This window comes from Sinorhizobium sp. NG07B, from assembly GCF_002532005.1.
GTDB classification, from domain to species: domain Bacteria; phylum Pseudomonadota; class Alphaproteobacteria; order Rhizobiales; family Rhizobiaceae; genus Sinorhizobium; species Sinorhizobium fredii_C.
The window spans coordinates 362,646-386,885 of the sequence record NZ_NWTD01000005.1 but is presented as its reverse complement, the minus strand read 5'-3'; the positions used below and the strand labels follow the sequence as shown (position 1 = coordinate 386,885).

Here is a 24,240-nt window from a genome sequence, read left to right as displayed (position 1 = left end):
GGTGCCCGGCGCCACCACGAACGTCTTCACGATTCCTGCCGGCCTGCCTTTCCTGAAGACGCTGGCGGAAAAACTCCTGGACGGGGTGCTGACGCCGGACTTCCGATACGAACCGGCCGATCCGCTGGCGCTCGCCGGCGTGACGATCTTCGTGCCGACGCGGCGTGCGGCCCGTGTCCTGCGCTCGGAATTCGTCGATCTGCTCGGCGGCCGCTCGGCGATCCTGCCGGTGATCCGGCCCCTCGGCGAGACGGACGACGACAGCGGCTTCTTCGACGCCGAGATGCCGGCGATCCTCGATCTTGCGCCGCCGCTTTCCGGCACGGCGCGGCTGATCGAGCTCGGCCGCCTCATTCTCGCCTGGCGCAACCGCCTACCGCAGGTGGTCCTCGACATCCATGCCGAAAGTCCGCTGATCGCACCGGCAAGCCCGGCCGACGCCATCTGGCTGGCGCGCAATCTCGCCGAACTCATCGATGCGATTGAGACGGAGGAGCTCGACTGGGAGGCGCTCGACGGGCTCGATGCCGGCGAACATGCGCTCTGGTGGCAATTGACGCTTGCCTTCCTGAAGATCGCCCGGACCTATTGGCCGGAACGGCTCAACGAGCTCAAGCACTCCTCGCCGGCGCGCCATCGCAACGCTATGCTCAGGGCCGAAACGCAGCGGATCGCCGCCGGCAAGGCAAGCGGACCGATCATCATCGCCGGCTCGACGGGCTCGATTCCGGCGACGGCAGCGCTGATCGCCGCAGTGAAGGCGCTGCCGAACGGCACGATCGTGCTCCCCGGCCTGGACCTCATGATGAGCGACACGGAATGGGAGTTGATTGGCAAGGAAGCCGAACGTGGCCCAAGGGGTCCGGCAAGCCGCACGCATCCGCAATACGGGTTGCACCGCCTGTTGAAACGCGTGCGTATCGATCGTCGCGACGTGCCGGTGCTGGGATCGCTCGACGACGATCTCGGCGATCGCGCCCTGGTCGTGTCGCGGGCGCTGCTGCCGGCCGAGGCCACCGACGGCTGGACTGAGGCCCGCGAGACCTTCGAGCCGGAGACGCTCTCCGCGGCCTTCGCGGACGTGGCGCTGATCGAAGCGGCGAACGAGCGCGAGGAGGCGACCGCGATTGCCATTGCGCTGAGGCTGGCACTCGAAGGCGACGAGGAGAGCCAGGCAGCGCTGATCACGCCCGATCGCGGCCTTGCGCGGCGGGTGGGCGCCGAGCTCGCCCGCTTCGGCATCGAAGCCGATGATTCCGCCGGCGTTCCGCTCTCGGCAACGGCGGCGGGTGGGCTTACCCGGCTGCTGCTGGAGGCGACCCTCAGGCCCGACGATCCGGTGGCTTTGGTCGCGCTGCTCAAGCATCCGCTCGCCCGGCTCGGCCAGACGGCGGAAGTCGCACGCCGTGCCGCCGACGTGCTGGAGCTCGTGGCGCTTCGCGGCGGCACCGACATATCCGACATTTCCGCTCTCGAACTCGGGATCGATAGGGCGCTCGCCCGGCAGCGCACCGAGCGGCACCCGAGGCCGTGGCGCGGCGGCATCGACCCGAAGGATGTCGATCTCGCGCGGGCACTCGCCCGACGACTTTCCGCGGCCGTCGGGCCGTTGACGAGTACCATTTCCGGCGGCCCGGAAAGCGGTCGCCAGCACACGACAACCCTGACGCTCGCCGATTGGGCGGAGCGCACGGGCCGCGCGCTGGAAGCCGTCGCCATCGACGAACGCGGCAGCCTCGGCGGGCTCTGGGGTTCGGAAGCCGGCGAAGCATTGGCGACGCTTCTGCGCGGCATCATCGAGACCGACGGGCAGATGGAGGCCGACGGGCGGCAATGGTGCGACATCGTCGAGGCGCTTGCCGCCAGCGAAGCGGTGAAACCTCGATCCATGCGGCACCCGCGCGTCTTCATCTTCGGCGCTCTTGAATCGCGTCTGCAGAGCGTCGATCTCGTGGTGCTCGGCGGGATGAACGAAGGCACCTGGCCGGCGCAGACCTCGAACGACCCTTTCCTGTCTCGGACAATGAAATCGGGTATCGGCCTCGAACCGCCAGAGCGGCGCATCGGCCAGCTCGCCCATGACTTCCAGATGGCCTGCGGAACGCGCCGCCTCATCCTTTCCCGCTCCATGCGCCAGGGCTCGGCGCCGACGGTCGCCTCGCGCTGGCTGCAGCGGCTGCAGGCGCTCGGCGGCAAAACGTTCACCGAGCAGCTCAAGGCGAATGGCGCGAGCTATCTTCACTGGATGCGCATCCTCGACGACGGCGAGCGCCAACCACTCAGCGAGCGGCCGCAGCCGAAGCCGCCGGCCGACATGCAGCCGCGCAAATATTCCTTCAGCGAAGTGACCAAGCTGCGCCGCGACCCCTATTCCATCTATGCGCGCCGCATCTTGCGGCTGGAGCCGATCGACCCCTTCAATCGCGATCCGAGTGCTGTCGAACGCGGCCTGCTTTACCACCGCATCGTCGACCGCTTCGTCAAAGGTGGCTTCGATCCCGCCTCTAGCGAGGGGCAGGCGGCAATGGCGCGGCTGATCCGCGAGGCCTTCGACGAGGAGAACCTGCCGACGCACATCGACACGATCTGGCGACCGCGCTTCGAAGCGGTCGCAAGGGCGTTTCTTTCCTGGGAGCGGGAGCGCCGGACCGGCATCGTCAGGTCTTTCACGGAAGTCCCCGCAGCCATGGAGATCGGCATCTCGGATATCAGGCTGACCGGCATAGCCGACCGCCTCGACCGGCTGGCCAACGGCACCGTCGACATCATCGACTACAAGACCGGCTCCAGCCCTTCAGCGAAGGAGGCACGGGCCCTGCTCGACCCGCAGCTCTCCCTCGAAGCGGCCGCCCTCAAGGCGGGTGCTTTTGCGACCATCGGACCGGCGCGGCCAGATTCGCTGCGCTATGTCCGCCTGAAGCCTGGCAGCCGCTTTGCCGTCGATACGGTCAACAACGAGAACAGCAAGTCGAGGGAGACCAAGACCGCCGAGCAGCTGGCGGAAGAATCGCTTTCCGAACTCAGGAAGCTGCTCGCGGCGCTGACCAGCGGCCGCTACGGTTTCGCCTCCCGCCTGATCGTCCAGAAGGAACGGGACTATGGCGGCGAATACGATCACCTGGCGCGCGTCGCCGAATGGGCGACCGCTGACGGCGAGGACGACGATGAGGAATGAGGCTTTCGGCCCGGAGGAGAGGACGCCCAAGGCGTGGCTCGACTGGACCACCGAGCGGCAATCGCTTGCCTCGGATCCGGCGCGCTCGGCCTGGGTTTCGGCCAATGCCGGCTCGGGCAAGACGCATGTGCTGACGCAGCGCGTCATTCGGCTGCTGCTTTCCGGCTGCCGCCCTTCCGCCATTCTCTGCCTGACCTATACGAAGGCAGCCGCCTCGGAGATGTCGAACCGCATCTTCGAGCGTCTCGCCGAATGGGCGACGCTCGATGATGCCGCTCTGGAAAAGCGCATAGAGACGATCGAGGGCACGCGACCCTCCCTCGCCAAGATTGAGGAGGCGCGGCGGCTCTTTGCCAAGGCGCTCGAAACGCCGGGCGGGTTGAAGATCCAGACGATTCACGCCTTCTCGGAAGCGCTGCTCCATCAGTTTCCACTCGAGGCGAACGTGGCGGGACACTTTTCCGTCCTCGACGATCGGGCCGCGGCGGTGCTGCTTTCCGATGCGCGCCGCGCCCTGCTGACGGCCACCGCCGCCGAGGACGAGAGCGAGCTTGCAGATGCCTTCGCCACCGTCCTCGACCTCGCCGACGATACCGGCCTTGAAAAGCTGTTGGAGGAGATCGTGGCGAACCGCGCGGCGATCCAGGCCTTTCTCGATAGCGCCGCCGTAAAAGGCGGGCGGGAGAAGCACCTGCGAGCCGCGCTCGGTCTTGCGTCGGGGGAGACGGCCGCGAGCGTGATGGCCGGAGCCTGGCCGCTTGCCGGCCTCAACGGCGCGGCGCTTCAGCGCTATATCGAGCTCGCGCTGAGCCTTGGCGGAGTGAAACCCGGGGAGATCGCAGAGGGCTTGAAGGCGGCCCGCGAGGCCGCCGATGCGGAGGAGCGCTTTGCCGGGCTTCTCGGCGTGTTTTTCAACGGCGGCGGCAAGCCGAAGGCGGATTCGGCCTTCTTCAACAAGGCAATGCTGGCGCAGGCGCCTGAACTGGCGCCGCTCATCGAAGAGGCGCGCAAGCACATCACAACCTGCGCCGACCGGCTCAGCATCGTCCGGATGTACGAGGCGACGCGCGCGGCGCTGATCCTCGCCGAATGGCTCAACAGGGACTACGAAGACCTCAAGAAGCGGCGCAGCCAACTCGATTTCGAGGACCTGATCAACCGCACGGCTGCGCTGCTTTCTCGCAGCGATGTCGGCGCCTGGGTCCATTACAAGCTCGACCAGGGCATCGACCACATTCTCATCGACGAGGCCCAGGACACGAGCCCCGCCCAATGGACAATCATCCAGGCGCTCGCCGCCGATTTCTTCGCCGGCGAAACAGCGCGCGCCAACGAGCGGACGATCTTTGCGGTCGGGGACGAAAAGCAGTCGATCTACTCCTTCCAGGGCGCGCGTCCCGAGCGATTCTCGCGCGAAAGCATCCAGACCGAACGGCGGGTGCGCGCCGGAAGCAAGTATTTCAGCCCCATCCGGCTGCAGCTCTCCTTCCGTTCGACGGTCGACGTGCTTTCCGCCGTCGACACGGTCTTTGCCAATCCGGGCAATGCGAAGGGCTTGAGCGCCCGCAGCGAGGCGATCGTGCACGCCTCGAACCGGATCGGACACCCCGGCGCCGTCGACATCTGGGACATCATCGCGCCCGAGCCGGTGAGCTCCGAAGAGGATTGGACGGCGCCCTTCGATGCGACGCCGGAGCGGGCTCCGGTGAACATTCTCGCCCGGCGCATCGCGGCCGTGCTCGAGGACTGGATCGGCAAGGAGACGGTGATCGAAAAGGGCGCCCGACGCCCGATGCGACCCGGCGACGTCATCGTGCTGGTGCGCAAGCGCGACGCCTTCGTCAATGCCCTGACGCGTGCACTCAAGCGCCGCGGCAATATTCCGGTCGCAGGCGCCGACCGGCTCGTGCTCACCAACCATATCGCCATCCAGGATCTCCTGGCGCTCGGCCGTTTCGTGCTGCTGCCCGAGGACGATCTGTCGCTCGCGGCGCTGCTGAAGAGCCCGCTCGTCGATCTCGGCGAGGACGATGTCTTCGAACTCGCGGCACGCCGGGCCGAGGGCGAAAGTCTCTGGCGACGGCTGCAACAGCTCGGCGCCGAGGAATCAAGCCGATATCATCGGGTCGTGCGGATGCTCGCCGGCTATGGCGAGCTTGCCCGCAACCTGCTGCCGCACGACTTCTATGCCCGCGTGCTCGGCGCCAATGGCGGCCGGCGCGCCTTCCTGGCGCGGCTTGGCAGCGAGGTAAGCGATATCCTCGACGAATTCCTGACCTTTGCGCTCGACCATGAGCGGAGCGGGCTGCCCGGCCTGCAGGCCTTCGTCTCGACGCTCGAGATCGAGGCGCCGACGGTCAAGCGCGAGCAGGACAAGGAACGCGACGAGGTTCGCGTCATGACCGTGCACGCCGCCAAGGGCCTCGAGGCACCGGTCGTCTTTCTGGTCGACGGCGGCGGCGAAGCATTCGTCCGTCAGCAGGTCTCGGACCTCCGCTTCCTGGAGAAGCCCCAGGCGGACGGCTCGATGCTCGGGGTGCCCGTCTGGCGCGCTCCCGGCTCGGCGTCGAATTCGCTGATCGCCGCCGACAACGAGCGGCTGAAGCGCCTGGCCGAGGAAGAATATCGCCGCCTCCTCTATGTCGGCATGACGCGCGCGGCGGACCGGCTGATCGTCTGCGGCTATCGCGGCCAGCGGCAGAACCTCGATACCTGGCATGCGATGGTTCAAGGCACATTAGCGCATGATCCGAAGGGCCGGGCGACGCCGATGGTCTTTTCAGCCGGCGGCGAGGAATGGACGGGCCATGCCTGGCGCGAAGCGCGTGTGCCGGTCGCCGTCCCGGTACGCGAGGACTCGGAGAGCAAGCCTCCGGCGACGGCATCCAGCCTGCCGCGGGCACTCTTCACCCCCTTGCCGCCGCAGCGCCGGCTGCCGCGACCGCTCGCCCCTTCGGGAACGAGCGTGGCGATCGACGATCCGGAGCAAGAGACGATCGTCGGCTCGGCTCTCTTTGCGGCACAGACAGCGCCGAAGTTCTCGATGCTGCGCGGTGCGATCCTGCATCGGCTGCTGCAGGTGCTGCCGACGATCGACGGCGCCGAGCGCCGGGACGCGGCGGAGCGTTACCTCAGCCGGGCCGTGCCACGCTGGCCGGAGACGGAGCGGCAGGCACTTAGCCGTGCCGTGATGGAGGTGCTCGAGCATCCGGATTTGCAGCCGCTCTTCGGCGAACAGAGCCGCGCAGAAGTCTCCGTCATGGGAACGCTCAAGCTCGGCAGTCAGGAATTCGCCGTATCCGGCCGGCTCGACCGCCTGGCGGTTGCCGGCGACACCGTGACGATCGCCGATTACAAGACCAATCGCCAAGTGCCGGCCTCGGTCGCCGAAATTCCGACCGTCTACCGGCGGCAGCTCGCAATCTACCGCGAACTCTTGAGGCCGCTCTATCCCGGCAAGCAATTCCGTTGCGTGCTGATCTTCACCGAAGGCCCGGCCGTGTGGGTGCTTCCCGACCCAATGCTGGACGGGAGCCTTGAAGAGCTCGCGACAAAGTGAGATACACGATATTGAAAATCCAGCGGCGAGGCCTCACATGAGGCACAATATCTGGACAATGCCATTCCGAAGGAGCAGCCGATGGCAACTGTGAAAGTCGATGCGTCCAATTTTCAAAAAGAAGTGCTGAATTCCGCCGAGCCGGTCGTCGTCGACTTCTGGGCCGAATGGTGCGGTCCGTGCAAAATGATTGCCCCCAGCCTCGAAGAGATCGCCACCGAACTCGCCGGCAAGGTCAAGGTCGCCAAGCTCAATATCGATGAAAACCCGGAACTCGCCGCTCAATACGGGGTCCGCTCGATCCCGACGCTCGCCATGTTCAAGGCTGGCGAAGTCGCCGACATCAAGGTCGGCGCCGCGCCGAAGACCGCGCTCAGCTCGTGGATTTCCAACGCGGTCTAAGCCGCGAATTGATTGACGATTGATAATGAAAAGCCCGGCTACGTCCGGGCTTTCTACTTGCCTTCTGACGACACGCACCGCCTTCAATCGCCCCTCACCCAAACCCTCTCCCCGCAGGCGGGGCGAGGGGACGGAGAGCGCGCGGCAAAAACCCTTCTCCCCGTCAAAAACGGGGAGAAGGTCGCGGCAGCGGGATGAGGGGCGAATGCAGTCTGACGATTACCGCGGCGGCGTGCCATTCTCCGAAAGCACGTCGCCGACGAGGTAGAGCGAACCGCCGATCAGGATGCGCGGCGGCACGGGGTCCTCTTCGGTGAGCTCGGCGATGAGCCCGAGTGCTTCGGCGACCGATGATGCGGCGTTTACCTCGAGACCGGCTGAGGCCGCATCGGCGGCCAGCGCCACCGGGTCAAGCCCCGCATCCGAGCCGTGGATCGGAACGGTGAAGACCTGTTCGGCGAGATCGAGGAAGGCCTTGAAGTAGCCGACGGGATCCTTAGTGTTGATCATGCCGATGATCAAGAACAGCGGCCGCGGATCGCGCTCCTCGAAGGTCGCCATGGCTTCGGCGATCACCTGGCCGGCGCCGGGATTGTGGCCGCCGTCGACCCAGATTTCGGCGGCCGGCGGCCCGTAGTGTGAGAGCTTGCCGCCGGCAAGACGCTGCAGCCGGCCCGGCCATTCGACCCCGGCCAGGCCCTTCTCGATCGCCGCCTCCGGCACGTCGAAACCGGCCGCCCGGACGGCGCGGATCGCCGCCGCCGCATTGGCATATTGATGCCGGCCCGGCAGGCGGGGCAGCGGCAGGTCGGCAAGGCCGTTCTCGTCCTGAAAGATCAGCCTGCCGAATTCCTCATGCGCCATGAAATCCTGGCCGTAGACGGACATCGGGCAGCCGAGCCGCTCGGCCGTTTCGACCAGCACCTCGCGCACGCCGTCTTCTTCCTGATGGCCGATCACCACCGGGCAGCCGCGCTTCATGATTCCGGCCTTCTCGGCGGCGATCAGTTCCACCCGGTCGCCGAGATAGGCCTGGTGATCGAGCGAGATCGGCATGATGACAGAGACCGCCGGCCGGGCAATGACATTCGTCGCGTCGAAGCGGCCGCCGAGGCCGACCTCGATGACCGCGACATCGGCCGGATGCTCCGCGAAAAGCAAGAAGGTGACGGCCGTCAGGATCTCGAAGACGGTGATCTTCTGGCCGGCATTGGCTTCCGCCACGCGCCGGACAGCATCGGCCAGCACCGGGTCGCTGACGAGCGCACCCTTGCCGCCCTTGACGCCGAGCCGATATCTCTCGTGCCAGTTCACCAGATGCGGCGACGTGTGCACATGGACGCTGAGGCCTGCAGCCTCGAGGATCGCCCGCGAAAACGCGGTGACGGAGCCTTTGCCGTTGGTGCCGGCGACGTGGATGATCGGCGGCAGGCGGTCCTGCGGGTTGCCAAGCGCGGCCAGCAGCCGCGTGATTCTGTCGAGCGACAGGTCGAATCCCTTGGGATGCAGAGCCAGAAGTTTTTCAATCTCCTGCGCCGCCTCGCTGACCTGTGCCGCCGCCATGTTCTTGCCTCAAAAAATTGACGCTGCCAGATGATTCCTAAACGGAATTGCAGCGAATCAAAACATTTACAGCAACGTTTGCGCGCCCCGGAAAGGCGCACAAGTCTAGAGAATCAAATAGAGCTGGTGCGGCGGCCTAGGCCCGGGCTGCGAGCGGCAAGGGCGAAACCTGGGAGCCGCTCTCGCGCCTTGCGGCCTCCGCCGGCTTCTTCATCAGGATCTTCAGCAGGCGCGAAAGCGTCGCCGGCAGGTCGTGGCGCTTGACGACCATATCGACCATGCCGTGCTCCAGGAGGTACTCCGAGGTCTGGAAGCCATCCGGGAGCTTTTCGCGGAGCGTCTGCTCGATCACCCGCTTGCCGGCAAAGCCGATCTCCGCACCCGGTTCGGCCAGGTGGATGTCGCCCAGCATCGCATAGGATGCCGTGACACCGCCGGTGGTGGGATTGGTCAGCACGACGATATAGGGTAGGCCCGCTTCCTTCAGCAGATTGACGGCAACCGTGGTGCGCGGAAGCTGCATCAGCGACAGGATGCCTTCCTGCATGCGGGCGCCGCCGGAAGCCGGGAACATCACCAGCGGGCACTTCTCGGCAATCGCCTTCTCGAAGGCCCTGATGATCGCCTCGCCGGCCGCCATGCCGAGCGAACCGCCGATGAAGTTGAACTCATGGACGACGGCGACCAGCTTGACGCCCTGGACGAGGCCGAGGCCGGCGACGATCGTGTCCTCGAGCTCGGTCTTGGCCCGGCTGTCGCGCAGGCGGTCGAGATATTTCTTCGAATCGCGGAACTTCAGCGGATCCTGCGCCACCTTCGGCTGCGGCAGGGTTTCGTAGATTCCGCCATCGAAGAGATCCTTCAGCCGGGCCTTTGCCGGCATCTTCATGTGATGGCCAGACTGCGGGATGACCCACTTGTTCTCTTCGAGATCGCGATGGAACACCATCTCGCCGGTTTCAGGGCACTTGATCCAGAGGTTCTCCGGAACTTCCCTGCGGCCGAGCATCGAATTGATCTTCGGCCGAACGTAGTTTGTGATCCAGTTCACTTAAGTAGACTCCTGAAGATGTCCTTCGGCTTCTGCGCGCCAATATGGGCGATTATTCGGCTGCCGCAAGGCGCGCCGCCCGCACCCCGGCCGAAAGCCCTCGAACCAAAGCTTCCACACCCGGCACCGTCGCGTCGGTAGCCTGACCGCTTTCCGTCAGGCTCGAGGCGATCTGGTTGACGATCGCCGTCCCCACCACGACACCATCGGCGGAAGCGCCGATCACCCGCGCATGCTCGGCGGTCTTGACGCCGAAGCCGACGCAGACGGGCAGCTTCGTATGCGACTTGATCCGCGCCACCGCGCCGGCAATCAGCGACGGATCCGGCAGAGAGGAACCGGTGATGCCGGTCATCGAGACGTAATAGACAAAACCGGAGGTGTTTTCGAGAACCTTGGGCAGACGGCGGTCGTCGGTCGTTGGCGTCGCCAGACGGATGAAGCTGATGCCCTTCTTCAGCGCCGGGATGCAGAGCTCGTCGTCCATTTCCGGCGGCAGATCGACGACGATCAGCCCGTCGACACCCGCCTCGACGGCGTCATCCAGGAAGCGCTCGACGCCGTAGATGTAGATCGGATTGTAATAGCCCATCAGCACGATCGGGGTGCGCTGATCCTCAGTCCGGAAGCGGCGGGCGAGGTCGAGCGTCTTGGCAAGCGTCTGCCCGGCTTTAAGCGCGCGCTGGCCAGCAAGCTGGATCGCCGGCCCGTCGGCCATCGGATCGGAAAAGGGCACGCCGAGTTCGATCACGTCGGCGCCCGCCTTCGGCAGCGCCTGCATGATCGCCAGCGACGTTTCGAAATCGGGATCGCCGCCCATGAAATAGGTGACAAGGACCGGGCGACCTTCCGCCGCGACGTCGGCGAACCTCTGCTCCATGCGTGCGGTCATACTCGTTACTGCCCCATTCCCAGAATTTTGCCGACGGTGAAGATGTCCTTGTCGCCGCGACCGGAGAGATTCATCAGGATGATCTCGTCCTTGCCCATTGTCGGCGCCCGCTTGATGACCTCGGCCAGCGCATGCGATGGCTCGAGCGCCGGAATGATGCCTTCGAGCCGCGTCAGCGTCTGGAAGGCTTCGAGCGCTTCATGATCCATGATCGGCACATATTCGACCCGGCCGATATCGTTGAGCCAGGCATGCTCCGGACCGATGCCGGGATAATCGAGGCCCGCCGAGATGGAGTGGCCTTCCTTGATCTGGCCGTCGCCGTCCTGCAGCAGATAGGTGCGGTTGCCGTGCAGCACGCCCGGCGAGCCGGCGGTGATCGAGGCGCAGTGCTCGTCGCCATCAAGTCCCTTGCCGCCCGCTTCGACGCCGACGATCCGAACATCCTCTTCATCGAGGAAGGGATGGAAGATGCCGATCGCGTTCGAGCCGCCGCCGACCGCCGCAATGACGAGGTCCGGCAAGCGGCCTTCGGCGGCAAGAATCTGCTCTTTCGCCTCCTGGCCGATGACCGCCTGGAAGTCGCGGACCATCTCCGGATAGGGATGCGGGCCGGCGGCCGTGCCGATCAGGTAATAGGTGCTGTCGACATTCGTCACCCAGTCGCGCAGCGCCTCGTTCATGGCGTCCTTCAGCGTGCCGTTGCCGGCGGTCACGGGCTTCACCTCGGCGCCGAGAAGCTTCATGCGAAAGACGTTCGGCGCCTGGCGCTCGACGTCGGTGGCGCCCATGTAGACGACGCAGGGAAGACCGAAGCGGGCGGCGACGGTCGCCGAAGCGACGCCGTGCTGGCCGGCACCGGTCTCGGCGATGATGCGGGTCTTGCCCATTCGCTTGGCGAGCAGGATCTGGCCTATGCAATTGTTGATCTTGTGCGAGCCGGTGTGGTTCAGCTCCTCGCGCTTGAAATAGATCTTGGCGCCGCCGAGCTCAGCCGTTAGGCGCTCGGCGAAATAGAGCGGGCTCGGCCGGCCGATATAGTGAGCACCGAGCCTATCGAGCTCGGCCTTGAAGGCCGCGTCGTTCTTGGCCTTGTTCCACTCGTCCTGGAGGTCGAGGATCAGCGGCATCAGAGTCTCGGCGACGAAACGGCCGCCGAAAATACCGAACCGGCCGTCCTCGTCCGGTCCAGCCCTGAAGGAGTTCGGTTTTAGCGGCTGATTCACGTCCTGCTCCCTGATCGTGGCACTACGGCTTCGGCGCGTCGGACACCGCCGAAAAATGCATCCATGAGCTTCAAATCCTTGACACCCGGGGCGCTCTCCACCCCGGAGGATATATCGACGGCGCTGGCGCCGGTCAGCGCAAGAGCCTCGCCGATATTTTCCGCATTCAGTCCACCGGAAAGCATGTAATCGACGCTCCCGTCAAGCGCGTCGAGCAGCCTCCAGTCGAAAGAGACACCATTGCCTCCGGGTAGTTCGGACCCGGCCGGCGGCTTAGCATCGAGAAGGAAGCGATCGACGATGCCGACATAGGCATCGATCCTTTCGAGATCCGAGGCATCGCGGATCGACAGCGCCTTCATGATCGGCAGGCCGTAGATCGCCTTGATCGTCAGAACCCTGTCCGGATCTTCGGAGCCGTGAAGCTGCAGGATGTCGGGCTTCAGCGCGGACACGATCTCGTCGAGATCGTCATTGTCGGCATTCACGGTGACGGCGACGATCTTCGCGCGGCCGCGAACACGTTCGGCCACCCGGCCGGCGTCGTCAGGCTCGATGTTGCGCGGACTCTTGGGAAAGAAGATGAAGCCGATATGCGTGGCCCCGAGCGCCACGGCATGCTCCGCCGCCTCCGCGGTCTTCAGTCCACATATTTTCACTTCCGTTTTCATGGCAAGCGACCTTGCACGAAATACCGTCCGAGTCGAGCAAAACCGTTGCTCTGCAGCGCGTCATCCTAAGAGACTTTGGCCGGGCGTTTTCAGTCGGGCTTACTTCAGTTTCGGCGGTTGTCCGCACCGTCCAGTCCCCGTCTCTCGTCACCATCGGCCAAACTCAACCGTGAACTTAGCCGAAATCGATGGAGTGCAGCATGGTGCCGTTGCGCTTCAGCCAGCGCCTGGCCTCGTTGGTATCCGCGCAGAGCCTTTCGCACAGCGCCCAGAAATCGGGGCCGTGGTTCATCTCCTCAAGATGGGCGACCTCGTGGGCGGCGAGATAGGCGATCACCTTCGGCGGCGCCATGGCAATGCGCCAGGAAAAGCTCAAGTCACCTTCGGCGGAGCAGGAGCCCCAGCGGCTGCGGGTGTCCTTGAGGCTCAACGACCGGACGCGGCGGCCGATTCGGCCGGCATAGACGGCGACGAGGCGCTCCAATTCGAGGCGCGCCTCCTTCTTCAGGTAGTCGGCAATCCGCCGGCGCAGGTGCTCCTCCGCGCCGCCGACCCGCAACACCGCCTCATCGTCGACGATGACGGGCTCTGTAAGGCCGCGAATCCGGCCGGTCCTCTCGATGCGATGGGCGACGCCGCGGATGAAGATGGTTCCGCCGTCTTCGAGCTCGCTTTCGCCGGAGAAGCGCGCGAGTTTGGTCATCAGCCAGCCCTGATGGCGGCTGAGAAATGCGCTGACCTCGCGCTCCGGCAGACCTTCGGGAACGGTGAGTTTCAGGGCGCGCCCGCCGGGCTCGATGCGCAAGGTCATCCGTGTCGCGCGTGCGTTCTGGCGGATGGTCAAGGGAAGACGCTTGCCGGCCACCTCGATGTCACGCGTGATATCGGGGCGCGTTTCACTGCCGCGGCGGCGCTTGAAGGAGGGAAACATGAGGCCTTTCTAGCCGATTCGCCGTCCGCTGGCAGCTGCCTACTGCATGTGTCCTTAGATCGACCTCGATTTATGGATACATGCAGCAATTCAAAGTGCTACAGCGACCTTTGCGGCGTCTGATAGGACGCGCGGCGCTGTAGTCCCGGCGTTTCATGTGAAACGCCGGGATGCCATTCCTGTCAATCAGGCGGTCTCTGGTGCCGGGCCGGGGCGGCCGTTCTTGCGCTCGCGCATGAAGCGGTCGAATTCCTCCTGGTCCTTGGCGCGCCGGAGCTCGCGGACATAGGCGTCGAATTCCTCGCGCATCTCGTCCAGCTTGCGGCGTTCCTCGTCGAGACGCGCAAGTTCCGCCTCGCGCCAGTCGTCGAAGGCGACATTGCCGGTCCGATGGTGGGCCCAATGGCCACGATTGCTCCGGCGGAAGCCGGCGCACATGCGGTCCACGCTGTCGTTGGCGTCCTTCTTGAAGGTCTTCAGCTTGTCGCCGAAGAGGATGTAAGCGAGCATCGCCAGGCCGAGCGGCCAGAACACCACGAAACCGAGCACCATCAATGCAATGGTCGCAGGCGTCCAGTCCGGACGGATCAATGCAGATTGGTTCATCGTCAGTATTCCTCGCAGTCAGCGGACCGCCCGTTGCGGCCCGATGAAAACGATGTGGGAAAGGCAGGAGATGACTGCAAGATGCGCCGGATGGGAATCGGACAAACCCTTGATCCTGCGGCAGCAAATCGCCGCCTCAGGATGCTTTAGGCCGCGGTCGAAAAGCCCGCGTCAGGTGGAGCTAGGCCGATTTGCCTCCCTTGATGATCTGCTTCACTGGCCTCGAGTGGCGCGAATGCTCGCGCTGGAAGGCGACGATGCGCGGTGCGATCTCGCCGCGGAAGCGAGAGCCGTTGAAGACGCCGTAGTGCCCGACGTCCGGCTGCATGTAGTGCTGACGCATGTGCTCCGGAATGTTGGTGCAGATCGTCTGCGCCGCCTGGGTCTGGCCGACGCCGGAAATGTCGTCGTTCTCGCCCTCGACCGTCAGCAGCGCCACCTTGCGGATCGCCGTCGGATCGACGCGCTTGCCGCGATGCATCATTTCTCCCTTCGGCAAGGCATGCTGCATGAACACCACCTGCACTGTCTGCAGGTAGAATTCCGCGGTGAGATCCATGACCGCGAGATATTCGTCGTAGAAGTCGCGGTGCTTGTCGGCGGCATCGCCATCGTTCTTGACGAGATGGGCGAAGAACTCCTTGTGGGCGACCAGATGGCGGTCGAGATTCATCGACATGAAGCCCGAAAGCTGAAGGAAGCCCGGATAGACCATGCGCATGAAGCCCGGTTGCGGCCATGGCACCGGCATGATGACATTGTCGCGGAACCAGTCGACCGGCCGCTGCTCGGCCAGCTGATTGACGGCGGTCGGGTTGATGCGGGTATCGATCGGTCCACCCATCAGCGTCATCGACGCGGGCGAGAGCGGGTCGTTCTCCGCCTCCATCAAAGCGACCGCGGCGAGAACCGGCACGGCCGGCTGGCAGACGCCGATCACATGGGTATCGGGTCCGAGGTGATGCAGGATCTGGATGACGTAGTCGATGTAATCGTCGAGATCGAAAGTGCCTTCGCTGAGCGGCACCATGCGGGCATCCAGCCAGTCCGTGATGTAGATGTCCGAATGCGGCAGAAGCGCTTCGACCGTGCCGCGCAGCAAGGTCGAGTAGTGGCCGGACATGGGTGCGACGAGCAGCACCTTCGGGTCCGGCGTCCTTCCCTTCGGCAGCGACCGTTCGAAATGGATGAGGTTGCAGAAGGGCGCCCGCCAGACGATCTTCTCGCGGACCGGCACAGGCTGGCCGTCGACGACCGTCTCGGGCAGGCCGAATTCCGGCTTACCATAGCGCCGCGTGGCGCGTTCGAAGACTTCCAGCCCTGCCGCCGCGGCGCGGCCGAAATAGGTGTGCGAGACCGGGTTCATCGGATTCTTGAAGGCCAGCCGCATGGCGTCCGCCGCCGTGCGCCATGGGGCCATCATGGCATGGTTCATTTCGTAGAGCTGGTAGAACATGGGACGCGTACCCCTTGTTTCAATCGATCCGGCGCCGCTCCCAGGTCCGACGCAAGCCTTGCGAGTGTTTGTCTTGGTGGTCCGCAATCGCTTTCAGACTACCACTTTTCTTGTGCAGTGCAACAAACAGTACCCCCTCGTTTTTAGGGCAAGTTCCGAGGGAATTCATATTACTAATTTATTGAGATAACATTGCGCGGGCCTGTCGCGCTATGACGTTCGTACCTCAGGCCGCGGAAATTCCGTAAAAACGGGCTGCCGTCCCCAGGAAAATCGCCTGTCGCTCCGCTTCCGTGCAGCTTGCGGTCAACGCTTGAGCAGCGGCAAACCACTCGGCGTAGTCGGCATCGAGCAATACAACCGGCCAATCGCTGCCGAACATCACCCGGTCGGCACCAAACATGTCGAGAAGATGGACGGCATAGGGCCGCAAGCGCTCGACCGACCAGCGTCCGCCGGCTTCCGTCACAAGTCCAGAGAGCTTGACGTACACATTCGGGCGGCGGGCGAGCGCCGCCATGTCGCTTCGCCAGGGTTCGAGCCGGCCTTCGGCAATGAACGGCTTGGCGCCGTGATCGACGACGATGGCGAGATCCGGCAGGCGGTCGGCGAGGGCGGCGACGACCGGCAGATGGCGCGGCTGGATGAGCGCGTCGAAACGGAGGTCCAGCTGCGGCAGCATTTCGAGTATGGCGATCGCCTCCGGCCGCAGGATCCAGGCAGTTTCATCGATGCTCTGCAGCATCGGCCGGATGCCCTTGAACTTCGGATGTGTTTTCAGTCGCCGAAGCTCGGAGCGGGCGTCGGCCGCTAGAATATCGACCCAGCCGACCACCGCCGCGACCGTCTCCTCGCGCGCGGCGATTTCGAGCAGGAACCCGGTCTCGGCGACATTCGGCGCCGCCTGGACGAGAACCGTCCGGTTGATGCCTGCGGCGCTGAGATGAGGCCTCAGATCGTCAGGTCCGAAGTCGCGGAAGATCGGTTCGAGATCTGGGCCAGGCCAGTCATTGTGGCCGAGACCGAGCGTCCAGTAGTGCTGGTGGGCGTCGATGAAGCTCATGCGGCAGCGACCGTGACGATTGCCTTCACAAGGCCGGCCTTGTCATGCGCCCAACGCGGCAGGTCGTCGACGCATCGGTCGAGGGTCGTCCTGTGGGTGATGAGCTTGTCCACCGCCACCAGGCCCGTGCCGATCGAGGCGATGACGTGGTCGAAATCTTCCCGCGTCGCATTGCGGCTCGCCACCAGCGTCATCTCGCGCTTGTGGAATTCCGGATCGGAGAAGCGGATGTCGTTCTTCACCACGCTGACGAAGACGAGCGTCCCGCCATGGGCGACATGGGCAAAGGACCGTTCCATCGACGCGGCATTGCCGGTGGCGTCGAAGACGACGTCGAAACCGTCACCATCCGTGGCTTCGGCAATTGCCCTTTCCAGTCCCTCACCGGCGAGGAGGCCGCCCGAAAAGCCGAGCTCGTCCACGGCGAAAGCCAGCCGCTCGGCACTGGTATCGAGAAGCGCCACCTCGTGCCCGGTGATCCGCGAAAAGATCGCCGTTCCGAGGCCGATCGGGCCGGCGCCGATCACCAGGGAGCGGGCACCGGGCGCCACGCCGGATCGTCTCACCGCATGGGCGCCGATCGCCAGGAATTCCACCGTCGCGGCGGCTTCGGGAGAAAGACCGATCGCCGGATAGAGGTTCTTCTCCGGCATGAGGATTTCTTCGCAGAAGGCGCCGTCGGTGTGGACGCCGAGAACCCGGATCGCCGTGCAGCAATTGGGCTTCCCCCTCCGGCAGGCAATGCAGGTCCCGCAGGAGATATAGGGATTGACGACCACCAGCGTTCCGGGGGCGAGTCGGGAAGCCGTGTCGGCCTCAAGGACGGTCGCGGAAATCTCGTGGCCCATGACGCGCGGATATTCGAGGAAGGGGTGCTTGCCTTCGAAGATATGATAGTCGGTGCCGCAAATGCCGACGCTGTTGACCGCGAGGCGGGCCCAACCCTCAGGCGGCGGCGCCGGCCGGGGCCGATCGGCGACTTCCAAACGACCGGGCTCCGCACAAACGACAGCCTTCATGACGCTTCCCCCATGTCGATTGCCAATGACCAGTTCGCGCCGTTCAACGCGAGCCCCGGCGCCGGAGCTGGTCGAAATAGACGATCACGATGATCAGCACGCCGGTAATGATGCGTTGCCAGAAGGAGTTGACGTTCAACAGATTGGCGCCGTTGTTGATCGTCGCCAGGATGAAGGCGCCGAGCAGCGGCCCGTGCACCGAGCCGACGGCGCCGAAAAGGCTGGTGCCGCCGATGACCGACGAGGCGATCGCCTGCAATTCCCAGCCTTCGGCCTGCGTGGCGTTGCCGATGCCGATGCGCGAGGCGAGCAGCAGGCCGACAAAGGCGGCGCAAGTCGAAGAGAGAATATAGGCGAGATAGATCGTCCGGTTGACATTGACGCCGGAAAGACGCGCCGCTTCGCTGTTCGAGCCGACGGCGAAAAGATAGCGGCCGAAGCGGCTCAGATGCAGGAAGACATAGGCGGGGACGGCGACAACGATGACCATCCAGAACAGGCTCGGAACGCCGAGGAAATCGGCACGCGAGAAATTGGTGAAGGCCTCGTTGGTGATCGAGATTGTCGAACCGTTGGTGATCAGGAGGCCGATGCCGCGCAGCGACGTGAGCGTCGCAAGCGTGATGATGAAGGGCGGCAGGCCCATGCGGACGATGCCGAAGGCGTGAAAGGCGCCGATCAGCACGCCGATCAAGAGCGTCGCGACAAGCGCCAGCCAGAGCGGTACGCCGGCGGCCAGCAGCCAGGCGACGATGACGCTGGTGAAGCCAACGACCGCGCCGACCGACAGATCGATGCCGGCGGTGATGATCACGAAGGTCTGGCCGACAGCCAGGATCGCCGTCATCGCCCCCTGGCGCAGGAGGTTGCTGATATTGTTGGGGGTCCAGAAGGCGCTCGTCGCCAGGCCAAGGAGCAGCCAGAGGACGACCAGCAGTCCGAGGAGCGTCAGTCCGAACAGGATGCTGACCCCTCGCTTCGGCGTCGGTCCTGTGCTGCTTTCTACCGTTTCCACACTCATTCTGCCCTCCCTGCAGTCCTTCCAATTCTCGGATCGATCACGCGTTAATCGCCTGCGCCAAGACATCCTCGTGGCTGGCGGCGCGGTAATCATGGCTCGCCACCAGCCGCCCTTGACGGAACACGTGCAGGCGGTCGGCAAGCTCGTAGACTTCCGGCAGGTAGGAGGAGATCAGGATGATCCCCGCCCCCTTTTCCAGCAGCCGTGCAAACAGCCTGTAGATTTCCGCCTTGGTGCCGACGTCGACGCCGACGGTCGGCTCGTCGAAGATGAAGAGTTTCGCGCCGTGGCTCAGCCATTTGCCGATGACGATCTTCTGCTGGTTGCCGCCGGACATGGCGGAGGCCAGCACCCGCCGCGACGGCGTCTTGATCTGCAGATCGCGGATCTGGCGATCGGCATTGGCGGCCTCCTCGGCCCGGTTAATCGTCAGCCCGCGCGTCAAACGGCGAAAGACCGGCAGGTTGATGTTGAGGCCGATCGGCAGGTTGAGGCAAAGGCCCTGGTCGCGGCGGCTTTCCGGCGCGAGCGCGATGCCGAGCTCCATCGCCCTGCGCTCGTTGTCGATTTCGACCTTGCGGCCCTGCCAGTACACCTCTCCGGCGGTGAGGGGATGGCGGCCATAGAGGCCGAGCGCGAATTCGCTGCGCCCGGCGCCGATCAGACCGTAGAGCCCGACGATCTCGCCGGCGCGGACCGAAAGCGATATGTCGCTGAAGCCCGGTCCGGAGAGGCCGCGCGCTTCGACGATCGTCTCCCCGAAGGCGAATTGTTCCTTGTGATAGATCTGCTCGATGGTGCGGTTGATCATCAGCGCGATCAGTTCCGCCTCGTTCGTCTCCGAGATGTCGCGGGTGCCGACATGGGTGCCGTCGCGCAACACCGAAACGCGGTCGGCAAGCTCGAAGACTTCTTCCAGCCGGTGGCTGATATAGACGATGGTGACGCCTTCGCCCTGCAGCCGGCGAATGAGACGGAAAAGCTGAGCGGATTCCTGCCGGGTCAGATAGGCGGTCGGTTCGTCGAAGATCAGGAAGCGGGTGCCGCGCATGGCGGCGCGGGCGGTCGCGACCAACTGCTGCTGGCCGATCGTCAGGCTGCCGAGCGTCGCATTGGCCGGCAAGTTGAAGCCGAGATCGTTGAGGACGCCCTGGGCGGCATCGGTCATGGCGCGCTTGCGCATCAGGCCGTTGCTGTTCATCTCGTCGCCGAGGAACATATTGGCCGCCACGCTCAAATGCGGGCAGAGCACCACCTCCTGGTGGACGGCGTTGATGCCGCGGCTGATCGCCTCCGTGGGTGTCGAAAGCTGCACCGGCTCGCCTTGCCAGAACACATCGCCGGCAGTTCGCGGGATGACGCCGGTCAGGAGCTTGATCAGTGTCGACTTGCCGGCGCCGTTTTCGCCGACGATCGCGTGGATCTCGCCGGAGAGGAAAGTAATCGTGGCGGGCTTCAGCGCCTGGACGGCGCCGTAGTTCTTCTGCAGGCCGCGCAGTTCCAGGATCGGCTTGCCCTTCGCAACGGCCGCCTCGAGCTCGCCCTCGTGGCGCTGGCTGACCTCTTGAAGCCCTGTCATGGTACCCTCCTCACTTGCCGGTCAGCGACGGCCGGCTCCTCCGGCCGGCCGTCGCTGCGATCTCAACGGGTCAGTTGACCTTCGGGTTCAGGAGCGCATCGATCTTCGGCTCGGCCATGTTGGCCTTGGTGACAAGGTTCGCGCCGGTATCGACATTGGCCTCGACCTTTTCGCCCTTAGAGACTGCAAGCGCCGTCTTCACGCCATCATACCCCATGCGATAGGGGTCCTGCACGACGAGGCCGGCGAGCACGCCTTCCTTGAGGAAACCGACGGTCTTTTCATCGCTGTCGAAGCCGATGACCTTGATCTTGTCGCCGAGCTTGTTTTCGGCAATCGCCTGGCCGGCTCCCTGCGCCATGATCAGGTTGGAGGCGAAGACGCCGACGAGGTTGGGATTGGCGGTTATCAGGTCCGTCATGATGTTCAGGCCGGTCGTCGCCTGGCCATCGGCGTATTTATCCGCGACAACCTTCAGGTCCGGATACTTGGTCTTGATCTGGTCGAGGAAGCCTTCGCGGCGCTGGTCGAGCGAACCGACGCCCGGCAGGCTGGTGATGATGGCGACCTCGCCCTCTTCCTTGCCGGTCGCTTCCTTGATCGCCGCGGCGAGCCCATCGGCGGCGATGCGGCCGCCCTGGACGTTGTCGGTCGTCAGGAACGACGAGAACGCCTTCGAATCCGCTCCGGAGTCGATACCGATGACCGGTACCGCCTTGGCGGCCTCGTCGATCGGCTTGCCAAGCGCCTTGAACTCGGTCGGGGCGATGACGACGGCGGCCGGCGCGCCGGCGACGGCATTCTCGAGGATGCTGATCTGGCCGTTGATGTCGGATTCGGATTGCGCCCCGAGTTCCGGAACGTTCACGCCGAGGTCCTTGCCGGCGGCACGTGCGCCCGCGAGCACGATCTGCCAGTAGAAGGAGGTCGTGTCCTTGACGATGATCGGAATGGTGACGTCCTGCGCGAAGGACGGGATCGGCGCCATGGCGGCGAAGAAGGCTGCGCCGGCAAGCGCGCTGAAGGCGCGGCGGGACAGAATGCGTCTGGAAATGCTCATTAGGTTTCTCCTCTCAATTCACACCTTGTTCCGTTATCGAGATCGATCCGCCAGGTGTTTGCGTATCGTCTTTTATCAATAAAAAACATTTTGGGACGCTAGTCCAGGCACGGCGAATTGGCAAGCCCATTTGATCGATTCTCTTCACTCGCGTTCCTCCAACACGCAAGAAGCATCAGCCGCCGCTTCCGGCGGCGGGCAAATCACACCCTCACGGCCTCCGTTCCGAGCGCGGGCGCTACGAGGGTGAATGGGTCGAAGGCGGCAAAATCCGCCGCCACTATCGTTCTTCGGGCCAACTCGATGTTGCGTTCGAGGCTCGAAGGCTTGGCGGTGCCGAGCAGAACCGAGGCGACCTGGGGATTGGCAAGCGGGAACTGTAGCGCCGGTGCTGCAAGCGGCAGACCACGCTTACCGGCGATCCGTTCCATCGCCGCGACCTTCTCTCTGACCTCCTCCGTGGCCGGCATATAATCGAAATGCGCGCCCGCCACCGGACCGGTGGCGAGGATGCCGGAATTGAAGACGCCGCCAACGACGAGCGAGGTCCCTTTCTTCTCGCAGAGCGGAATGAGTTCGGCGACCGCCGATCGGTCGAGAAGCGTGTAGCGGCCGGCAAGCAGGATGCAGTCGATATCCGCATGGCGCATCACGTCCAGGCAGACGGGCACCTCGTTGACGCCCAGTCCATAGGCTGAAATGGCGCCGCTCGATTTGAGCGCCTCCAGCGCCTTAAGGCCGGAATCGAGCAATTGCCGGAGATAGACGGCATTCCTCGCTGCCCCATGGGTATAGCCACCGATATCGTGAACGTAGAGAATGTCGATGCGGTTTAGGCCGAGGCGGGCATAGCTCATCTCCACCGAGCGCATGATCGCGTCATAGCCATAGTCGTAGGTGACGTCGAAATTCAGCGCCTTGACGTAGGAATAATCCGGGACCTTATCTTCTGGCACCGGATGCAGCAGGCGGCCGACCTTGGTGGAGAGCACGTAGCTCTCGCGCGACTTGTCGCGCAGGAAATCGCCGGTCCGCCGCTCGGCAAGTCCGAGCCCATAATACGGCGCCGTGTCGAAATAGCGGATCCCTGCGTCCCAAGCGGCATCGAGCGTCGCCATCGCCGCCTCGCGCGTGCATTCGCGATAGAGGCCGCCGAGCCCGGCGGTGCCGAAACTGTATTCGGTGACCGCCAGATCGGTTCGACCGATAATTCTCGTCTGCATTCCTTGTCTCCTCCCTCCAAAGGATGCGCTCTTCTCACAGACGGCGCATTTGCCCCCTCACCCAATCCTCTCCCGCAGGCGGGGAGAGGGAGTCCGAGCGGCCGCCGCGAGTCCCTTCGCCCCGCCTGCGGGGAGAAGGTGGCCGGCAGGCCGGATGAGGGGCCCTTCCAAATCCGCCTAAAGCGTCGCCCCTAGATGCCAGGGGACGAACTCATTGTCGCCGTAGCCGAAAAGTTCGCTCTTGGTCTTACGCCCCGACGCCGTATCGATGATCAAATCGAAAATCTGGCGGCCGAGACCGGCTATCGTCGCCTCGCCGGAGGCGATCACGCCGCAATCGATATCCATGTCCTCTTCCATCGCCCGGTAGAGCGCCGTGTTGCTGGTCAGCTTGATCGACGGCGCCGGCCGACAGCCGAAGCAGCTGCCGCGGCCGGTGGTAAAGGCGATGACGTTGGCGCCGCCTGCAACCTGGCCCGTCGCCGACACCGGGTCGTAGCCGGGCGTATCCATGAAGACGAGGCCATGCTCGGTCACCCGCTCCGCGTAATTGTAGACAGCCGTCAACGGCGAACGGCCTCCTTTGGCCACGGCGCCGAGCGACTTTTCCAAGATGGTGGTCAGGCCGCCGCGCTTGTTACCCGGCGAAGGATTGTTGTCGAGCGAGGCGCCGTGCATCTCGACATAATTTTCCCACCAGGAGATCAGCCCGTCGAGCTTCACCGCCACCGCCTCGTTGACGGCCCGGCTGCGCAAGAGATGCTCGGCCCCATAGATCTCCGAGGTCTCCGACAGGATCGCCGTGCCGCCGGCACCGGCGAGAATATCGACGGCGGCGCCGAGCGCCGGGTTCGCCGTCACCCCTGACAGACCGTCAGAGCCGCCGCATTGCAGCCCGACGATGATCTCACTCACCGGGATCGGCACCCGCCTTGCGGTTGCCACTTCCTTGGCGATTTCCTCGAGAACGCCGAGCGCGCGCTCGACCGAGCGGCGCGAGCCGCCGGCCTCCTGAATGTTGAAATGCCGCTTTTCCGCGCCCGAACCGCTCTGGCCGTAGAGCGTCAGCTGGTTGACCTCGCAGCCGAGCCCGACCATCAGCGCGCCGCCGAAATTGGCGTGGCGGGCATAGCCGGCGAGCGTCCGGTGCAGGTTCTTCATGCCGTCGCCGGAAGACGACATGCCGCAGCCTTGGTCGTGCACGATCGGCACGAAGCCGTCGATGCCCTCGTAGCGCGGCAGGATGCGCCGGTTGGCCTCCTCGGCGATGGCGCGACAGACAGTGGTGGAACAGTTCACGCTGGCGATGATGCCGATATAGTTTCGGGTTGCCGCGCGCCCGTCAGCCCGGCGATAGCCGAGGAAGGTGCGCGCCTTGTCGGCCGCACTTGCGGCTTCCGGCGGCACCGGCGCGCCGATCGACAGCCGGTCCTGGTCGAAGGCGAGATTGTGCGAATGCACATGCTCGCCGGCGGCGATGTCGCGCGTGGCGCGGCCGATCGCCTGGGCATATTTGACGACCGGCTCGCCGGCCGGGATCGGCCGGATCGCCGCCTTGTGGCCGGCCTCGATGCGCGCCGCGGACTTTTGCCCTCCGGGTAAAGTCTCGCCGGGCTCGATCGCCACCGTGGCAACGGCGACATTATCCTCCGGCGAAAGAAGGATCGAAGACGGTGCGGACAATCTCAGGCTCTCCCGGAACGGTTTTCACGGGATGGCTCCCGTGTCCTCTTGTTTGTCTTT

18 protein-coding genes are annotated in these 24,240 nt (G+C 64.6%); 3 read left to right on the top strand and 15 right to left on the bottom strand.

The genetic code is table 11. The annotated features are described in order from the left end of the window. The first annotated feature begins 1 nt into the window (after nt 1). The 3 genes from addB to trxA all read left to right on the top strand — a co-directional run bounded on the left by addB (nt 2) and on the right by trxA (nt 7,136). Nucleotides 2-3,175 (top strand): double-strand break repair protein AddB, encoded by a 3,174-nt coding sequence (gene addB / locus CO664_RS19595; RefSeq protein ID WP_097539668.1) that lies wholly within the window; start codon nt 2-4, stop codon nt 3,173-3,175. After that, nucleotides 3,165-6,734, top strand: a complete 3,570-nt coding sequence (addA, locus tag CO664_RS19590) for a double-strand break repair helicase AddA (protein WP_097539685.1) — start codon at nt 3,165-3,167, stop codon at nt 6,732-6,734. The genes addB and addA overlap by 11 nt, the downstream gene beginning before the upstream one ends. A gap of 81 nt (nt 6,735-6,815) precedes the next feature. Continuing rightward, entirely contained in the window at nt 6,816-7,136 is a 321-nt protein-coding gene (gene trxA / locus CO664_RS19585; RefSeq protein ID WP_018236119.1) for a thioredoxin, read from the top strand. A 219-nt stretch (nt 7,137-7,355) separates the two neighbouring features. Here the strand turns inward: trxA and CO664_RS19580 are convergent, their stop codons facing one another. From CO664_RS19580 to CO664_RS19510, 15 genes are all read right to left on the bottom strand, one after another. Next, a complete protein-coding gene (locus CO664_RS19580; RefSeq protein WP_097526001.1) occupies nt 7,356-8,699 on the bottom strand; it encodes a folylpolyglutamate synthase/dihydrofolate synthase family protein in 1,344 nt (447 codons plus the stop codon). A gap of 136 nt (nt 8,700-8,835) precedes the next feature. Further along, nucleotides 8,836-9,750, bottom strand: a complete 915-nt coding sequence (accD, locus tag CO664_RS19575; RefSeq protein WP_037418511.1) for an acetyl-CoA carboxylase, carboxyltransferase subunit beta — start codon at nt 9,748-9,750, stop codon at nt 8,836-8,838. Nucleotides 9,751-9,802: 52 nt separating this feature from the next. Then, on the bottom strand, nt 9,803-10,642 hold the full coding sequence (gene trpA / locus CO664_RS19570; protein WP_097526002.1) for a tryptophan synthase subunit alpha: 840 nt from the start codon (nt 10,640-10,642) through the stop codon (nt 9,803-9,805). Nucleotides 10,643-10,647: 5 nt separating this feature from the next. Beyond that, nucleotides 10,648-11,868: a tryptophan synthase subunit beta gene (gene trpB, locus CO664_RS19565; protein WP_097539667.1), complete on the bottom strand. Its 1,221-nt coding sequence runs from the start codon at nt 11,866-11,868 to the stop codon at nt 10,648-10,650. After that, nucleotides 11,865-12,539: a phosphoribosylanthranilate isomerase gene (locus CO664_RS19560; protein ID WP_037418504.1), complete on the bottom strand. Its 675-nt coding sequence runs from the start codon at nt 12,537-12,539 to the stop codon at nt 11,865-11,867. The genes trpB and CO664_RS19560 overlap by 4 nt, the downstream gene beginning before the upstream one ends. A gap of 175 nt (nt 12,540-12,714) precedes the next feature. Beyond that, on the bottom strand, nt 12,715-13,470 hold the full coding sequence (locus CO664_RS19555; protein WP_097526004.1) for a M48 family metallopeptidase: 756 nt from the start codon (nt 13,468-13,470) through the stop codon (nt 12,715-12,717). Nucleotides 13,471-13,656: 186 nt separating this feature from the next. After that, nucleotides 13,657-14,076 carry a DUF2852 domain-containing protein gene (locus CO664_RS19550; protein WP_037418497.1) on the bottom strand — a complete coding sequence of 140 codons (420 nt, stop codon included), beginning with the start codon at nt 14,074-14,076 and terminating at the stop codon, nt 13,657-13,659. Between the two features lie 181 nt (nt 14,077-14,257). After that, nucleotides 14,258-15,532, bottom strand: a complete 1,275-nt coding sequence (gene phaZ / locus CO664_RS19545; protein WP_097526005.1) for a polyhydroxyalkanoate depolymerase — start codon at nt 15,530-15,532, stop codon at nt 14,258-14,260. A 226-nt stretch (nt 15,533-15,758) separates the two neighbouring features. Next, nucleotides 15,759-16,595 (bottom strand): amidohydrolase family protein, encoded by an 837-nt coding sequence (locus tag CO664_RS19540; protein ID WP_097526006.1) that lies wholly within the window; start codon nt 16,593-16,595, stop codon nt 15,759-15,761. After that, nucleotides 16,592-17,614, bottom strand: a complete 1,023-nt coding sequence (locus CO664_RS19535; RefSeq protein ID WP_097539666.1) for a zinc-binding alcohol dehydrogenase family protein — start codon at nt 17,612-17,614, stop codon at nt 16,592-16,594. Before CO664_RS19535 ends, CO664_RS19540 begins: the two co-directional genes overlap by 4 nt. A gap of 43 nt (nt 17,615-17,657) precedes the next feature. After that, a complete protein-coding gene (locus CO664_RS19530; RefSeq protein ID WP_097526007.1) occupies nt 17,658-18,635 on the bottom strand; it encodes an ABC transporter permease in 978 nt (325 codons plus the stop codon). A gap of 37 nt (nt 18,636-18,672) precedes the next feature. Then, complete coding sequence (locus CO664_RS19525; protein ID WP_037418486.1) at nt 18,673-20,214, bottom strand: sugar ABC transporter ATP-binding protein; 1,542 nt, start codon at nt 20,212-20,214, stop codon at nt 18,673-18,675. Nucleotides 20,215-20,284: 70 nt separating this feature from the next. Continuing rightward, nucleotides 20,285-21,274, bottom strand: a complete 990-nt coding sequence (locus CO664_RS19520) for an ABC transporter substrate-binding protein (RefSeq protein WP_097539665.1) — start codon at nt 21,272-21,274, stop codon at nt 20,285-20,287. A 203-nt stretch (nt 21,275-21,477) separates the two neighbouring features. Continuing rightward, the gene (locus CO664_RS19515) at nt 21,478-22,497 is read right to left on the bottom strand and encodes an aldo/keto reductase (protein WP_097539664.1); all 1,020 of its coding nucleotides are present in this window, start codon (nt 22,495-22,497) and stop codon (nt 21,478-21,480) included. A 177-nt stretch (nt 22,498-22,674) separates the two neighbouring features. Further along, nucleotides 22,675-24,180, bottom strand: a complete 1,506-nt coding sequence (locus CO664_RS19510; protein WP_097539663.1) for an altronate dehydratase family protein — start codon at nt 24,178-24,180, stop codon at nt 22,675-22,677. Nucleotides 24,181-24,240: the final 60 nt, after the last annotated feature.

Bases quoted from the DNA above. Each gene is read 5' to 3' on its own strand.
- trxA (WP_018236119.1), top strand. From the start codon at position 6,816: ATGGCAACTGTGAAAGTCGATGCGTCCAATTTTCAAAAAGAAGTGCTG.
- CO664_RS19580 (WP_097526001.1), bottom strand. From the start codon at position 8,699: ATGGCGGCGGCACAGGTCAGCGAGGCGGCGCAGGAGATTGAAAAACTT.
- CO664_RS19515 (WP_097539664.1), bottom strand. From the start codon at position 22,497: ATGCAGACGAGAATTATCGGTCGAACCGATCTGGCGGTCACCGAATAC.
- CO664_RS19535 (WP_097539666.1), bottom strand. From the start codon at position 17,614: ATGAAGGCTGTCGTTTGTGCGGAGCCCGGTCGTTTGGAAGTCGCCGAT.
- trpA (WP_097526002.1), bottom strand. From the start codon at position 10,642: ATGACCGCACGCATGGAGCAGAGGTTCGCCGACGTCGCGGCGGAAGGT.
- CO664_RS19540 (WP_097526006.1), bottom strand. From the start codon at position 16,595: ATGAGCTTCATCGACGCCCACCAGCACTACTGGACGCTCGGTCTCGGC.
- CO664_RS19550 (WP_037418497.1), bottom strand. From the start codon at position 14,076: ATGAACCAATCTGCATTGATCCGTCCGGACTGGACGCCTGCGACCATT.
- phaZ (WP_097526005.1), bottom strand. From the start codon at position 15,532: ATGTTCTACCAGCTCTACGAAATGAACCATGCCATGATGGCCCCATGG.
- addA (WP_097539685.1), top strand. From the start codon at position 3,165: ATGAGGAATGAGGCTTTCGGCCCGGAGGAGAGGACGCCCAAGGCGTGG.
- CO664_RS19525 (WP_037418486.1), bottom strand. From the start codon at position 20,214: ATGACAGGGCTTCAAGAGGTCAGCCAGCGCCACGAGGGCGAGCTCGAG.
- CO664_RS19530 (WP_097526007.1), bottom strand. From the start codon at position 18,635: ATGAGTGTGGAAACGGTAGAAAGCAGCACAGGACCGACGCCGAAGCGA.
- CO664_RS19560 (WP_037418504.1), bottom strand. From the start codon at position 12,539: ATGAAAACGGAAGTGAAAATATGTGGACTGAAGACCGCGGAGGCGGCG.
- CO664_RS19520 (WP_097539665.1), bottom strand. From the start codon at position 21,274: ATGAGCATTTCCAGACGCATTCTGTCCCGCCGCGCCTTCAGCGCGCTT.
- CO664_RS19555 (WP_097526004.1), bottom strand. From the start codon at position 13,470: ATGTTTCCCTCCTTCAAGCGCCGCCGCGGCAGTGAAACGCGCCCCGAT.